The sequence below is a fragment of the Mucilaginibacter sp. UYP27 genome, from assembly GCF_040547175.1.
Classification (GTDB): Bacteria; Bacteroidota; Bacteroidia; order Sphingobacteriales; family Sphingobacteriaceae; genus Mucilaginibacter.
In genome coordinates this window covers 47,285-60,849 of sequence record NZ_JBEPPE010000009.1, presented here as the reverse complement: position 1 = coordinate 60,849, position 13,565 = coordinate 47,285, and the positions used below count along the sequence as shown (strand labels likewise).

General features: G+C 43.4%; 15 protein-coding genes. 5 read left to right on the top strand and 10 right to left on the bottom strand.

Annotated elements, in window-relative coordinates; translation table 11 throughout:
- Positions 1 to 16: 16 nt before the first annotated feature.
- Genes ABIB39_RS19920 through ABIB39_RS19910 form a run of 3 tightly spaced genes read right to left on the bottom strand, consistent with a single transcriptional unit; the run spans position 17 to position 2,435 of the window.
- Positions 17 to 652: a uridine kinase family protein gene (locus ABIB39_RS19920; protein WP_354431937.1), complete on the bottom strand. Its 636-nt coding sequence runs from the start codon at positions 650 to 652 to the stop codon at positions 17 to 19.
- Positions 645 to 1,658 (bottom strand): LysM peptidoglycan-binding domain-containing protein, encoded by a 1,014-nt coding sequence (locus ABIB39_RS19915; RefSeq protein WP_354431936.1) that lies wholly within the window; start codon positions 1,656 to 1,658, stop codon positions 645 to 647. Before ABIB39_RS19915 ends, ABIB39_RS19920 begins: the two co-directional genes overlap by 8 nt.
- Positions 1,659 to 1,679: 21 nt before the next feature.
- A complete protein-coding gene (locus tag ABIB39_RS19910; RefSeq protein WP_354431935.1) occupies positions 1,680 to 2,435 on the bottom strand; it encodes a DUF4905 domain-containing protein in 756 nt (251 codons plus the stop codon).
- Positions 2,436 to 2,537: 102 nt separating this feature from the next.
- Here ABIB39_RS19910 and ABIB39_RS19905 point away from each other — a divergent pair, with 102 nt between their 5' ends.
- Positions 2,538 to 3,017, top strand: coding sequence for a Dps family protein (locus ABIB39_RS19905; protein WP_354431934.1), 480 nt, complete (start codon positions 2,538 to 2,540; stop codon positions 3,015 to 3,017).
- A 117-nt stretch (positions 3,018 to 3,134) separates the two neighbouring features.
- On the opposite strand, the gene ABIB39_RS19900 is transcribed toward ABIB39_RS19905, so the two are convergent.
- Positions 3,135 to 4,613 (bottom strand): hypothetical protein, encoded by a 1,479-nt coding sequence (locus ABIB39_RS19900; RefSeq protein ID WP_354431933.1) that lies wholly within the window; start codon positions 4,611 to 4,613, stop codon positions 3,135 to 3,137.
- A gap of 26 nt (positions 4,614 to 4,639) precedes the next feature.
- Complete coding sequence (locus ABIB39_RS19895) at positions 4,640 to 5,500, bottom strand: hypothetical protein (protein WP_354431932.1); 861 nt, start codon at positions 5,498 to 5,500, stop codon at positions 4,640 to 4,642.
- Positions 5,501 to 5,606: 106 nt separating this feature from the next.
- Here ABIB39_RS19895 and proS point away from each other — a divergent pair, with 106 nt between their 5' ends.
- The 4 genes from proS to ABIB39_RS19875 all read left to right on the top strand — a co-directional run bounded on the left by proS (position 5,607) and on the right by ABIB39_RS19875 (position 9,765).
- The gene (proS, locus tag ABIB39_RS19890) at positions 5,607 to 7,079 is read left to right on the top strand and encodes a proline--tRNA ligase (RefSeq protein ID WP_354431931.1); all 1,473 of its coding nucleotides are present in this window, start codon (positions 5,607 to 5,609) and stop codon (positions 7,077 to 7,079) included.
- Positions 7,080 to 7,165: 86 nt separating this feature from the next.
- The gene (locus ABIB39_RS19885; RefSeq protein WP_354431930.1) at positions 7,166 to 8,305 is read left to right on the top strand and encodes a cystathionine gamma-synthase; all 1,140 of its coding nucleotides are present in this window, start codon (positions 7,166 to 7,168) and stop codon (positions 8,303 to 8,305) included.
- Between the two features lie 80 nt (positions 8,306 to 8,385).
- A complete protein-coding gene (locus tag ABIB39_RS19880) occupies positions 8,386 to 9,240 on the top strand; it encodes a TIGR02757 family protein (RefSeq protein WP_354431929.1) in 855 nt (284 codons plus the stop codon).
- A gap of 156 nt (positions 9,241 to 9,396) precedes the next feature.
- A complete protein-coding gene (locus ABIB39_RS19875; protein WP_354431928.1) occupies positions 9,397 to 9,765 on the top strand; it encodes a DUF5655 domain-containing protein in 369 nt (122 codons plus the stop codon).
- Positions 9,766 to 9,823: 58 nt separating this feature from the next.
- Here ABIB39_RS19875 and ABIB39_RS19870 read toward each other — a convergent pair whose 3' ends face one another.
- The 5 genes from ABIB39_RS19870 to ABIB39_RS19850 all read right to left on the bottom strand — a co-directional run bounded on the left by ABIB39_RS19870 (position 9,824) and on the right by ABIB39_RS19850 (position 13,541).
- Positions 9,824 to 11,359, bottom strand: coding sequence for a DUF4394 domain-containing protein (locus tag ABIB39_RS19870; RefSeq protein ID WP_354431927.1), 1,536 nt, complete (start codon positions 11,357 to 11,359; stop codon positions 9,824 to 9,826).
- Positions 11,360 to 11,421: 62 nt separating this feature from the next.
- Positions 11,422 to 11,754: a hypothetical protein gene (locus tag ABIB39_RS19865; RefSeq protein ID WP_354431926.1), complete on the bottom strand. Its 333-nt coding sequence runs from the start codon at positions 11,752 to 11,754 to the stop codon at positions 11,422 to 11,424.
- Between the two features lie 74 nt (positions 11,755 to 11,828).
- Positions 11,829 to 12,119: a hypothetical protein gene (locus tag ABIB39_RS19860; protein WP_354431925.1), complete on the bottom strand. Its 291-nt coding sequence runs from the start codon at positions 12,117 to 12,119 to the stop codon at positions 11,829 to 11,831.
- An 82-nt stretch (positions 12,120 to 12,201) separates the two neighbouring features.
- Complete coding sequence (locus ABIB39_RS19855) at positions 12,202 to 12,480, bottom strand: hypothetical protein (protein WP_354431924.1); 279 nt, start codon at positions 12,478 to 12,480, stop codon at positions 12,202 to 12,204.
- A 2-nt stretch (positions 12,481 to 12,482) separates the two neighbouring features.
- Positions 12,483 to 13,541, bottom strand: coding sequence for a nucleoid-associated protein (locus ABIB39_RS19850; protein WP_354431923.1), 1,059 nt, complete (start codon positions 13,539 to 13,541; stop codon positions 12,483 to 12,485).
- Positions 13,542 to 13,565: the final 24 nt, after the last annotated feature.

The following is a 13,565-nucleotide window of genomic DNA, read 5'->3' as shown; positions in this document are numbered from 1 at the left end:
CGATTTTTACTTACTCTTAACTTAAAACTTTCTCGCGCAGTTCTTTTGAGATCTCGTCAGTTACCATGATGATGTCGGCAGCTTCCTGGGTGTTGTTGATGATGATCTTATCGCACACTTCGCGGTAGGGTAGTAAGTACTCTTTATAAGTCGGTACAACATGGTTTACCCATTTGTAGTACGCATCTTCGTTAGAGTATCCGCGTTCTTCCAGGTCGCGTTTAAGGCGGCGTTGTAGGGCTATGTGTTCGTCGGCCTCTATAAATATGGTCATATCAAGTACTTCCTTAATTTTACCGAAGTGCATAATAAAAAGGCCTTCCACAATAATTATAGGTGCGGGCTTTATCTCCAGCATCTTGGGGACAGCATTTTGGTTATTAAAGGTGTACTCCTGCTTCATAAAAGATTCGCCCTTTAATAGCTTGAAAATATCATTTTCAAAGTGGTCATGATCTATAGTAGATGGTAGATCGAAGTTATAATCACGGTTCTCCAGTTTGGTCATGTTATGCGCCACGGAGAAGTAGTAATCATCTTGTGATACCAGGCACACTTCGTCATCGCTGAAGTGTTTAAGGAAGGATTTTAAAAAGAAGGTTTTGCCGCTTCCGCTGCCACCGGCAACGCCAATTACATAAGGTTTATTCATTAGGAGTACCGTAGCTGATATTTACATGAAAACGTTTATCAAGTGCGCCTAATGCTTCAGCAACATTTTTGGTCATCACCACTACCGCATCCTTGGTAGACTGGCTATCTGTAAAACGGCCAACTACTTTGGCAAAGGTGGTGCGGTTATTCATAGGGTTAGTTATGCGCATAACGGTGCCTATAGGGGCGGTGCGATGTAAAACGAGTTTCTTGTTAGGGTCAAGGCTGGCATCGTCTATCCATGTAGCTACGCCTTTTTCATTTTTTTCAAACAGGCCGTATTTGTTGCTTCCCGGTTTGCGTGATGCGCTATCAATAGGCGAGGCAACGTAAGTTGAGTCGCGCTTAACGGTATCAACGTGCGCCTGGGCTGTTACAACAGGCTGCACCTGCACTTGCGGGGCAGGTGTACCATTAGGCACAATTAAAATCTGGCCCGGTGTAAGGGTGGTCGATTTTAATTTGTTTAGGGTAGTAAGGACCTCAACAGTAGTATTAAAACGTTTAGCTATGGCATAAAGCGTTTCGTGTGCCGATACTTTGTACTCTTGCGTGTTTGGCGTTGTAGCAGGAACAATTGCAGGCGGTTGAACAGTCTTTTGTTCAGCTTTTTGTACCTGCTGTTGCTGGGTTACTACGGGAGTTTTAAAAGGTGCCTGCTCAACAGGTTTAGCAATAATAGGTGCTTGTTGTACCGGTTTGGTTTGTGGCTGTGATACAGCTGCTGTTGGCTTATCGTTTTCAACTATCGAACGCTCGGTAGGTACTTTAATGATCTGGCCAATTTGCATTTTGGCGTTATTATTAAAAGTTTGGATAACCTTTGGGCTAACACCATATTTACGGCCAAGCGAGTAGTAATTATCTTTTGGGTCGAGTTTATGCAGGATAACTTTTTTGCCGTTTAGGTTCTCAACACCAACAGAATCGGGCAGGGCCGATGCAAAAAGGATAGAAGTGGAGCTGAGCAAAACAGTGGATAATAGTAATATTTTAAATTTCATAATAAATTCTTATTCAGTAATTTATATTTTTAAAACCTTTATTTCGGCCTTGTTTTTAATATAAACCAGTGCGTTTTTATGTAATACAAACGCCTCGGGTTGCAATTTTTGTATGTTTTGGCTTAATAAATCGTGGTACACCATATCATTACCTTGCATCACATACAGGTGCTGTTGTAAAGCCTCGTTTTTTAAAGTGTGCAAAGATACAATTCTGTACCTATTATGGTTTAGGTAATGCACCATATTTCCGTACGGCTCTTCGGGCAAACTGCCGGGCACCATATCAGAAGCAGGCACCATTACAGGTATGACTATATTATTCTCCAAAGGTTTATCCTCCGCAGTATCGTATGGTCTTATAGTTTGCCCGGTAAGCACATCTATCAGCATTAATTTTTTTGGCTGAAAGCTGGTATTATAAACCACCGGGCCGTTTTTAGATAGATGATCGAACGCCAAACTGTAATTGCTCCAAAGCTCTTTTGATGTAATGGCATCAATAGCTATGATGGCCTTGTGCTCGGGGCCGCTTTCGTGCTTATAGTAATGTAAAAGTATAACGCCGTTGTAAATGGCTTCGATGCCCGTAAGCCAGCGTTCGGGTAATGTAAAGTTTGTGAAGTGTACTTCGCCGGTGGCTAAACTGAGCGATGCGATAGTGGTTTGCTTGTCCGCTTCGTTGCGGATCTCGATAGCCATCGTATCTGTAAGCCCGTCTGTTTGCAAGCGCCAAATTGTGCCGGTGAAGGGTTGGGAGATGAATGGTTGTAGCATTGTCATTAAGTGTGCAAATATGGCTATTTATATCAAAACATATTAACTTTGATAAACAAGCCAACCAAAAGGCTGTTATCACATCAAAACTACACACATATCATGGACGCTGAAAAAATTAGCTTAGAAGAAACAAAAGTAAAACCCGTAGTTGACCACTTGAACGAGTTGTTGGCCAACTATCATATCCACTACCAAAAATTACGCGGCTGCCATTGGAACGTTAAAGGCAAAAGCTTTTTTACCCTGCACGTTAAATTTGAGGAGCTATACACCGTAGCTTTAACTACTATAGATGAATTGGCCGAGCGTATCCTTACATTGGGTAAACCGCCGTATAGCACTTTTAACGATTACATCAGCCAATCAACTTTAAAAGAAATCCAAACTATCGGACTAAAAGATACAGATATGGTGAACGCGCTTATCGAAGATATGGCTGCCCTGATAGAAATGGAACGCCAGATCTTGGATATTACTGCCGATGCCGGCGATGATGGCACCAACGACATGGTGAACCGTTTTATGCAGTTTAAAGAGAAAAATACCTGGATGCTACGATCTTTTGTGAACGAAGATTAAGTTGGAGAGATTAGAAATTAAGTCTAATCAATTCAATAAAAAAGGCGATGAGTTTAACTCATCCTTTTTGCTTTATGCAAGATTTTGTCTCAAATCTCACATCCAATACCTCAAATTTTAGAAGCGGTATCCAAAAGTTAAGTAACCGTTATTAGCGGTATTTCTTAACATAGCTGCAGGGCTGCCCGCACCAATATCATAAGGAAAAATGTTTTGTGTGCCGGTAGAGTGAGCGTAGGTAGCATCAACATAATATGCACCAAAACGAAGGCCTACACCGCCGCTTGTGGTTTTAATATCGCTGCCGTTTTCGTTACGGGTATCACCCTGTATGCCGTATCCGCCACGTAATAAAAAGAAGCTGTTTATACGTGCCTCGGCACCTATGTGTGCATTAACGGCCGATTTATATAGGCCTTTAATTTCGGGGTTATCCCTTAAATCTGCATCATAATTATCGTTGCTGCTTAAATGCGCGGTACCATAGTCAACATATTCCACATCGCCGGTTATAAAACCAAAGTTTTTAATAAATACTGCTGCACCACCCGCTAATCTTAGTGGTGTGCGCAGGTTGTAATTTAATTGATAATCCTGAGACTCGTTGTTGTTGGTAGCATTGTTACCAACTTTTGACGATAGGCTTTCGTAGTAAATATCATCTATATTATAAAAAGTCGGAGAAGTAATTGTTGCACCAAGGCGCACAGCTTCAACAGGTTTGTAAATAACACCAACCTTTGCGCTAAAACCTGTACCGGTGGTAGCCTGGTTTTGTGAGTATGCCGAATTATAAGCGCGGTTCACAGATGCACCACCTTCTAAAACTGATACATTTCCATCCTCATAAAACGTGTTATAAGAATTATACTTAATATCTGTAAAGCTTAAACCAAAACCTAAGTATAGCTTGTTACTATAGTTAGCGCCTACCGAAAAATCTACGGACGACTGGCTGCCAGAACGGTTGTAAACAGCTTCCTGGGCAGTTGAGCCAACGTTGTTTGGCCTGTACTCAGATGTGGTTGGCGTGATATTATAAAGGTCGATCAATTGATGATGATATGCCCAGCCTGCCAGGCTACCCTCATCAATACCAAATTGGTTTGCTTGCGATGCGTAATAATTGTTGATAGAATTTGATCCATTGTTGCCGCTGTAGCGGATATTTTGGTTGAAATTGTTGGTACGGCTAAAGCTTACACCATAGTTGGCGCTCAACCAGCCTTTATTTTTATCGGCACCGGCCGGTTTGGATAGCTGGTTATAAATTACAATCGCCGCGTTGTTTAAGTTAAAGTTGTTGCGGGTTGTTGTAGTCTTATTATTAAAATAATTAGCCTCTGTTTTGTTGTTATCATAACCGGGGGTGATGCTAAACTCCGAACGGGTAAAAAAGCCCAGGCCGGCAGGGTTGCCACTTACATTGCTTAAGTCGCCGCCAACCGCGGTACCTGCGCCGCCAACTGCTTTAATGCGCGATGTTGTACCTGTTGTAGTTTGCGAAAACCTTACGGCATCTTGCGAGTATTGGGCAAAAGTATTTTGGGTAAATGCTACTATAGCAATTACACTTAGTATGTATTTAAATTTCATAAAATGAGTTGGGTTGATGTTAATAGTTAGTTCCTTGCAGGCCTGCCGCCACCGCCGCCGCCACCAGAGCTACGGCCACCGCCGCCGCCATATGATGATGTAGATGGTGCAGAACGTTCAACGCTTGGTGTATAAGTAGGCCTGTCGGTACGTACACCACGTGTTGCACGCGCATCTCCGGAAACATTCCTGCCATCGGCAGAGCTAACGCCACGGGAGCCCCTGTTTGGGATATAACCTATACCGTTGGTATTGGTACCACCGCGGCCGCCAAATGCCGTACGGCCCTGGTTGCCGAAAGAACTACCCGGGCTGCCGTTACCCCTGTAAGGGCGCGGGTTGCTGCGGTATGCAGAGTAACCGCCCCAAAAGCCGCCACCATAACCGTAACCTGTTCCCCAGAACGAGTATGGAGAGTATCCGCCGTACCCATAACCACCCCAAGGGTAGCCATAACCAAAACCGCCACCATAACCTAAGCCACCGTAGTATGGTGAACCGTAGCCAAAGCCACCATAACCACCGCCGTAACCAAAGCCTAAGCCAATGTTCCAGCCGCCGCCGTAACCGTAGCCAAGGCCGCCGTAACCGCCATAGCCATAATATAAGTTGTCGTAATAGCCAAAAGGGGAGTAATAGCCAAAACGGTTTATGCGCGATGCATAATCGTCATAGTAAAAGTAATCGTCTTCATCGGTTTCATCGTCGCCGTCCTGGTTGTACTGCTGGTCCCGGGTAATGTACACCGGCTCTTCGGCAGATGTCGCGTGCGAGAAATAAACGTCGTCGTTGTTATTTTTAGAAGTGGATGCGGTTTTGTTAACGGAGCAGGAACTCAGCGCCACCGCGCCGATCAAAATCATTCCTTTAATAAGGTTCCTATTCATTTTTGTAAGGATGTAAAGTTCTAAGGTCAAATAAACGTATAAATTTATAAATTTGGGCGTTATTAATATTAATAACAAAGTCAATTTCTATTTCAAAATCCAATATATGAGCAAAGGTGTTATAAGTAAAGACGAAGATTATTCGAAATGGTTTAACGAGTTAGTAATTAAATCTGACATGGCCGAATATTCGCCTGTCAAAGGTTGTATGATCATTAAACCTTACGGGTATTCTATCTGGGAAAAGATCCAGGCTGTGCTCGATAAAATGTTTAAAGAGACGGGGCATGTTAACGCATATTTTCCGTTGCTTATACCAAAATCATTCTTCTCTAAAGAAGCCGCACACGTAGAGGGTTTCGCTAAAGAATGTGCCGTGGTTACTCACTACAGGCTAAAGAACGATGGAACAGGTAATATTGTTGTGGATGAAGATGCAAAATTAGAGGAAGAATTAATCATCCGCCCTACATCAGAGACCATCATCTGGAACACCTACCGCGGGTGGATCCAAAGCTACCGCGATCTGCCTATCCTGGTAAACCAATGGGCCAACGTAATGCGCTGGGAAATGCGTACCCGTTTGTTCTTGCGTACCAGCGAATTTTTATGGCAAGAGGGTCACACCGCCCACGCAACATCACAAGAAGCCATAGCAGAAACCGAACAAATGCTGGAAGTTTATGCAGATTTCGCCGAAAACTGGATGGCATTACCGGTAGTTAAAGGCCGTAAAACGCCAAACGAACGTTTTGCAGGCGCGTTAGATACTTATTGCATCGAGGCTTTGATGCAGGACGGTAAGGCATTGCAGGCAGGCACATCGCACTTTTTAGGGCAAAACTTTGCCAAGGCATTTGATGTAAAATTCACCAATAAAGGAAACGTACAGGATTTTGTCTGGGCGACTTCATGGGGGGTGTCGACCCGTTTAATAGGTGCGTTGATCATGGCCCATTCTGATGATGCTGGTTTGGTATTGCCGCCAAAACTGGCGCCTATACAGGTTGTTGTTGTACCGATATACAAGCACGACGAAGAACTTGAGAACATTACAACGTTTGTAAATGCATTAACAAAAGAGTTGCGTGCAAAAGATATCAGCATAAAATTTGATAAACGCGATACCCACCGCCCGGGTGCCAAGTTTGCCGAGTACGAATTAAAAGGTGTGCCTCTGCGCGTTGCCATTGGCAGCCGCGATATGCAGAACGGTACGGTTGAATTGGCGCGTAGAGATACCAAAACCAAAGAAACTGTAAATCAAGAAGGCCTTGCCGCACACATCGAAGCATTGTTGGAAGAGATCCAGGCGAATATCTACAAAAAGGCCTCAGATTTCCGTGCAGAAAACACTACTGAGGTGGATAGCTATGATGAATTTAAACGCTTGTTAGATGAGCAACCTGGCTTTATATCTGCCCATTGGGACGGCACATCAGAAACCGAGCAAAAGATAAAAGATGAAACTAAGGCTACAATCCGTTGCATACCTTTGAACAATAAACAAGAAGAAGGAAAATGCATCCTAACAGGTAACCCGTCTACACAGAGGGTGTTATTTGCGAGGGCGTATTAATTTTTAGTGCGGAGTGCGGGGAATAAGGAGCGGGATAAACGCACTTCGTTCCCCCGCACCCCGCACAGTTAACCACTCACCAACCTATGAAATTCGGAACTAAAGCAATACACGCAGGGCAGGAGCCCGACCCAACTACCGGCGCTATCATGACGCCGATATACCAAACGTCAACCTACTGGCAAAAATCGCCGGGCGATAATAAGGGTTATGAGTACTCGCGCGGTACAAACCCAACCCGCAAGGCATTAGAGGATTGTTTGGCTGCCTTGGAAAATGCTCAATACGGACTGGCCTTCTCAAGCGGTATGGGCGCTACTGATGCGGTGATGAAACTGCTGGCCCCCGGCGATGAGGTAATAACAGGTAACGACCTTTACGGGGGATCGTACCGGATTTTTACTAAGATCTACGCTAACTATGGTATCAAATTCCATTTCCTTGATCTGTCGAACCCAGACATTATCAACGAGTATGTGAATGACAAAACCAAACTGGTTTGGATAGAAACCCCAACCAACCCAACCATGCAGGTGGTAGATATCGAGGCGGTGGGCAAAATAACCAAAGCCAAAAATTTGCTGTTTGTGGTGGATAATACATTTGCATCGCCTTACCTGCAAAACCCTATCGATATGGGTGCAGACGTGGTGATGCATTCGGTTACCAAGTATATTGGCGGCCACAGCGATGTGGTGATGGGTGCCCTGATGCTTAATGACGAAGAACTTTACAAAAAACTTTGGTTTATCTATAATGCGTGTGGTGCTACACCGGGGCCGATGGATAGCTTTTTGGTATTGCGCGGTATAAAAACCCTGCACCTGCGTATGAAAGCCCATTGCGAAAACGGCCGCCAGGTTGCCGAGTTTTTGAAAGATCACCCACGGGTAGAAAAAATTTATTGGCCCGGTTTCCCCGATTCTAAAAATCATGATGTTGCCAAAAAGCAAATGCGTGATTTTGGCGGTATGATCTCCATCGTATTGAAAGATGCGACTTTAGAAGATACCTACCGTATTGCCGGCTCATTCAAAGTGTTCGCGCTGGCAGAATCTTTAGGCGGTGTAGAGTCACTGATAAACCACCCCGTAAGCATGACTCACGGCAGCATCCCCAAAGCCGAACGCGATAAAGCCGGTGTGGTAGATAACTTGCTACGCCTGAGTGTAGGGGTAGAGGATATTGAAGACCTGTTAGAAGATTTGAAACAGGCATTGGCTTAATAAGTATCAAGTAGTTAGTATCACGTATCAAAATTTGTTTTGGTCTCGATACTAACTACTTGATACTCGATACTGAAAGAATGAACGATAACCTCAAAGCCTTCCTCGACGCCAAGGTGGCCCAATATAACCGCCCCGAGTTTATCGCAAACGACCCTGTGAGCATCCCGCACATTTTTAGCAAGAAGCAGGATGTCGAGATCATGGGCTTTTGGGCGGCTACGCTGGCATGGGGGCAAAGGGTTACCATCATCAATAAATGCAAGGAACTTATTACCCTGATGGATGGTGCGCCCTATGATTTCATCATCAACCACGAAGACCCCGACCTTAAGAAACTACTTCATTTTAAACACCGCACCTTTAATGATATAGATACGCTGTATTTTATTTCGTTTTTTAGGTGGCATTACGAGCATTTTGAAAGCTTAGAGGACGCGTTTGTGCCCTCAAATAAATTTGTCATCCTAAACGATAGCGAAGGATCCATCAGCACTACAGGTCTCCGCCAGGCTCAGACTAATGTAGGTGCCGAAGTTGCACTTAACCATTTTCGTTCCTATTTCTTTTCCCTGCCCGATTTTCCGCACCGTACAAAAAAGCATGTGTCGTCGCCCTCGCAGAAATCTACTTGCAAGCGGCTTAACATGTTTCTGCGCTGGATGGTGCGTAAGGATGATAACGGCGTTGATTTCGGCATCTGGACCAAACTGAAACCTGCAGACCTCATTTGCCCTTGTGATCTGCATGTAGACCGTGTAGCCCGCAAGCTAAAACTCATTAACCGCAAACAAACCGACTGGCAAACCGCACTCGAACTAACCGAACGCCTCAAAGAATTTGATCCTACCGATCCCGTTAAATATGATTTTGCCCTGTTTGGATTAGGTATCGAAGAGCGCTGGGGGATAGAGGGGATATTGCCGGAGTTTTAGAATAAAGCCTCGTTACCCTGTCATTTCGATGGAAGCGCAGCGACGAGAAATCTTCTACGCCCTATCACTCAAGCAAAAATATTCTATCGAACAAGATTTCTCCTCATACCTCGTTCGAAATGACGATAGTTTTTTATTTTAGTAAAAACTAACGACGTGATATCATCCCAAGAGCAGAACTTATCCGATTTCCTGAACGGAAAAAGCGAGCATACACTTGCATTGTTCAATCATTTCGTGAGCAGCATTAATGCCTTAGGGCCAATTGAAGCAGTGCCGCTTAAAAGTATGATAGGGTTGTATAACGGTTCAAAACGCGTTGCTTACATCACACAGTTGGGTAAAAACTTTATACATGTTGTATTCCCTTTTAAGCAAGAATACCCGGATAATCTATGTTTTCAAAAAATAGCTCAGGTACCGGGGCAGCGGCAGTTCAATCACCATTTCAGGATGCTTATGCCTGAAGATTTAAATGAAGAGGTGTTGACCTTTATGAAATTAGCCTTCGACGAAAAGCCCTAATAAAAGAAAATCCCTGCATTTTTGATGCAGGGATTTTCTTAAAAAGTGCCGGCCAAAATTAAAATCCTAAGCCTAATGTAAATGCCTTAACCGTACCGGTAAGTGTTGCGCCTGCAGTTGCTGCGCCTGTAGTTAAATTAATGGTGTAAACCTTGGTTACGCCACTAACAGTTAGCAAAGCATAAGCTGTACCACTGGTACTGCCAATGTCAAAACCGTTGGCCGCCGCTGCGGTAACTCCCAATGCACCTATAGCGGTAAGTGTACCGTTATTTGGAGGGTCTTGTTTATAAAGCATATTGTTTTGGGTATCTATATCAAACAACAAAGTTGTGGTTGCGCCCGCGAAGTTGTTAGTGTACGCCGCGCCTGTTATAGATGATCCAGCTGTTAAAATGCCGTCTGTAGCGGCCAGGGTGCCATCGTTAGGGTTAAGCCTTAAGTTTTGGCCCAGGTTACTCACCAAACGGATACGATCTACAGTAGGGTTAAAATCAAAACCAAAAGCCGTTCCCAACAGGGGTGCCTGTGCTGTACCTACCTGCGCTGCAACGCCTGATGATGCGTTAATGGTGTACAATCTGCCGGTGCTGCCTATGGCGTAAAGCTGTCCGTTAACGGGGCGCATGTCCATCCCCAGGATGTTCTCGCCCGCTTGTATTCCAGTTATCGCTTTTGCAACAGGGACAGGGTTTGTTGGGTTAAATATCACCAGATCGTTAGCCGCGCTGATGGCGTAAGCCACCGGTTGTGTAGGGATAGCGATTGAAGTAACCACGCTGGTGAAATCGTTCTTGATCTTTGTAGCTTTACCGGTTTCCAAATTAATGCTATATAAACTCGACTTATTATCTTTATTTAATACCGCCAAAGCAGTTGCACCATCGGGGCTAATGTCAAAGCCGCCAACACTTTGTACATCAAAACCCAGTTTGCCTATCTCTACCAGCATGCCGTTGTTTGGCGGGTCTTGTTTGTAAAGTTTATCGTTGGCAACGTCAATTACAAATAATACGGTTGTTGCTGCGCCCGCTTTATTGTTAGTGTATGCGGCAGCGGTAACTGTAGCGCCTGTTGCACCGTTGATTACGCCATCTGTAAAGGCTACTGCGCCGGTCTCAGGATTTAAGCGCAGATTTTGCCCTGTTGTACTCACCAGGCGGATCCTGTCAACCGTAGGGTTAAAATCAAACCCAACCGCCGCGCCATCAATTGCGGGCGTAAATGCTGATGTGCCAATTGCGCGTGCTACAGCAGTTTCGGTATTGATAACGTAAATACGGCTGGTGCTGCCCACCCCATAAAGCTGGCCTGTTGCCGGCCTGAAGTCTATCGCCAGGATCTTTTCATCGGCCTGTAACCCGGTTATAGCGGTAGTTTTTGTTACCGATGGGGCGTTTTTTGCATTCGCGCTGATCAGTTGGTTGTCCAGTGTTATCGCGAAAAAGGGTGCATCGGGTCCGGCAATTGTTTCGTCAATTACTACAGGTGGGGTAACTGTAATTTTATCTTTTTTGCAAGATGTTGCTACAAGTACAATGGCTGCCGCGCATATTATGCCCAGCTTTTTTATAGAAAAGTTAAATGTTTTCATTTTTGATAGGTGTTATTAATTTACAATTTGTTTAAGCCAAAACGGCTTATGATGGGTGTAAACTAAGCCCTATCTGGCGGGGGGATGGTAATAGTTTGGTAGTAAGTTGAACGGTAGTTATTGTTGTACGCTGTTAAGTGTACAATATAAGTATGCCAGACAATATCGCAGGTGTTGTTTGAGTAAAAACTCGCAAATTCTTTTTCGAAAGGTTTAGCATCTGCCTTTTTCTCACTGTCACTGTCATTATCTTGGGTAGTTACCAACGCTTCTTTAACAGAAAGTTTCCCAACTGCGAATATCGGCGCAGCAATTTTGCACCCTATAAACAGGATCAAAAGAATGCTTACCGCAACGCGCAAAAAATTGTACCGGTTAAATAATGCAGCTATCACAAATAATATCTATAGGGTATAATGTTACCTATAGATACGCAAATGCTGAATTGCCGGATTTTTAGAAAAGAAATTTAGGATTTAACATGCTCCACCACAACGGTTGGTTGGCGCTCGCCCTCGTCCATACGCACTAATTTGCCATCAACAAAATAGTAATATACATAGGTGTAACGATCACCATTTTGCCCGGCTATTTTTTTGTAAACAGTACGTTCTTCAGATTGCTCTACCATGGTTGTGAGCCATTTATCTTTGGATTTAAATTCTGCTTCGGACGTTCCAAGTGCAAAAGTTCTGTTTTGCATCATGCAACCCGATAAAACAACAATAGCAAGTAGTAAGGCAAGGAATAGCTTTTTCATAGAATAAGGTATAAATTGTATGTTATACCGATATGACTTATGCTTTAAAGGATGGTTTAAGCTTTAATAATGACTTTTTTAATTAATTATGATGGCCAAAATTGTTAATCGCTATGCCACTCTCGTAGAAATCGTTAGATCGATTTATGTTTTTACGAGCTTCATAAGATTCCATTTCTTTTTTCAAAATAAAATATATCAATACTGACCATATAAACGGGAATATTAGCGTAAGACATATGTTTAAACGCTTTTGGGTTTTAGTTAATACTATTGCTTTGGCAATTCTAAAAATAGCTAGCCCCGCCATTGTTAAGTGAACAGCAACAATAGCTAACAATAAAATTTGCCACCCTGCCATTTTTACGCTTCTTCTTTAAAATACACTTTATAATAATTCATTGATTTATCGTCGTCAAAACCCTTCTCAATCAGTTTATTATCACCATGGATGTAGATATGGAAGTTTTTATCAAGCTTTAAAACACTTTTATATATGCGGGCCTGTTTTTTTACGGCGTTGCCGGAGATTTCAAAATTGTCGGCAATTGGGTTATCAAATTCTTCTTCGTACTGGCTTTTAAATGTTTTGAAAGATGCGATGGCCTCGGGGTTGTTGATCACTTCTTCGCTAAACTCATCCAGGTCAAAGGTTTCTTTCTCTTTGAAGTACTTCATGGAGCGGTTCAGCAGATCTATTTTATCAGCCTTGCTCATGTCAAACTCATCGTCCAGTTTTTGAGTGACAAAGTTTTTGTAAACGCCCAGGGTGTTGCTGGTTTGGTTAAAGCTATCGTTACGGATCTTCAGCTGCAGGAACTCATCTTTCCAATAAACTGCTGCATCCTGCCCGCCGCTTACCTTGTCAACCACTACAACTTTGTAACCATTCTCTTTTTCGATATTAAAGATGAGCACCCCTTTATCAAGCTTATTGATATTGATGGCGTCCTGCTCATAATCTACCGCGAAACCGCCCTGGTCGGGATACACTTTAAGGTAAGTTTCTTTATTCTCTGATTTAAAAATTCCGATGGCATCCAGCGGGTTGCCTTCTATTTGCACATTGTTAAAATATACCACGTAAAGTTCACCGCCCTTGATGTTGGGATGTGTGCTCACTTTATACAGATGTTTTGCTATCTGCTCAGACATCTCGTGGAATTTCTCTTGGTCGTCAAAAACCTTGGTAGCAAAGTTATGCAACTCGTTGAGGGCAAGGTCGCCGCTGCTATGCATTAAGTGGTAAACCTCGTTAACTTTTTCAAAAGGCTTTAAAAAGTATTGCATCAACAGGTTGGGGATGATCTCATCTTTTAACTCGAGCGGTTTTTCTGACAGGGCGTACATTTCACCTGCAGATTGGTTACCCACATGGTGTACAGAAATAGTATCGAGCGAAGCTTCAAAAAAAGTTACCATAATATCGCGAAGGTAAAACTTTTT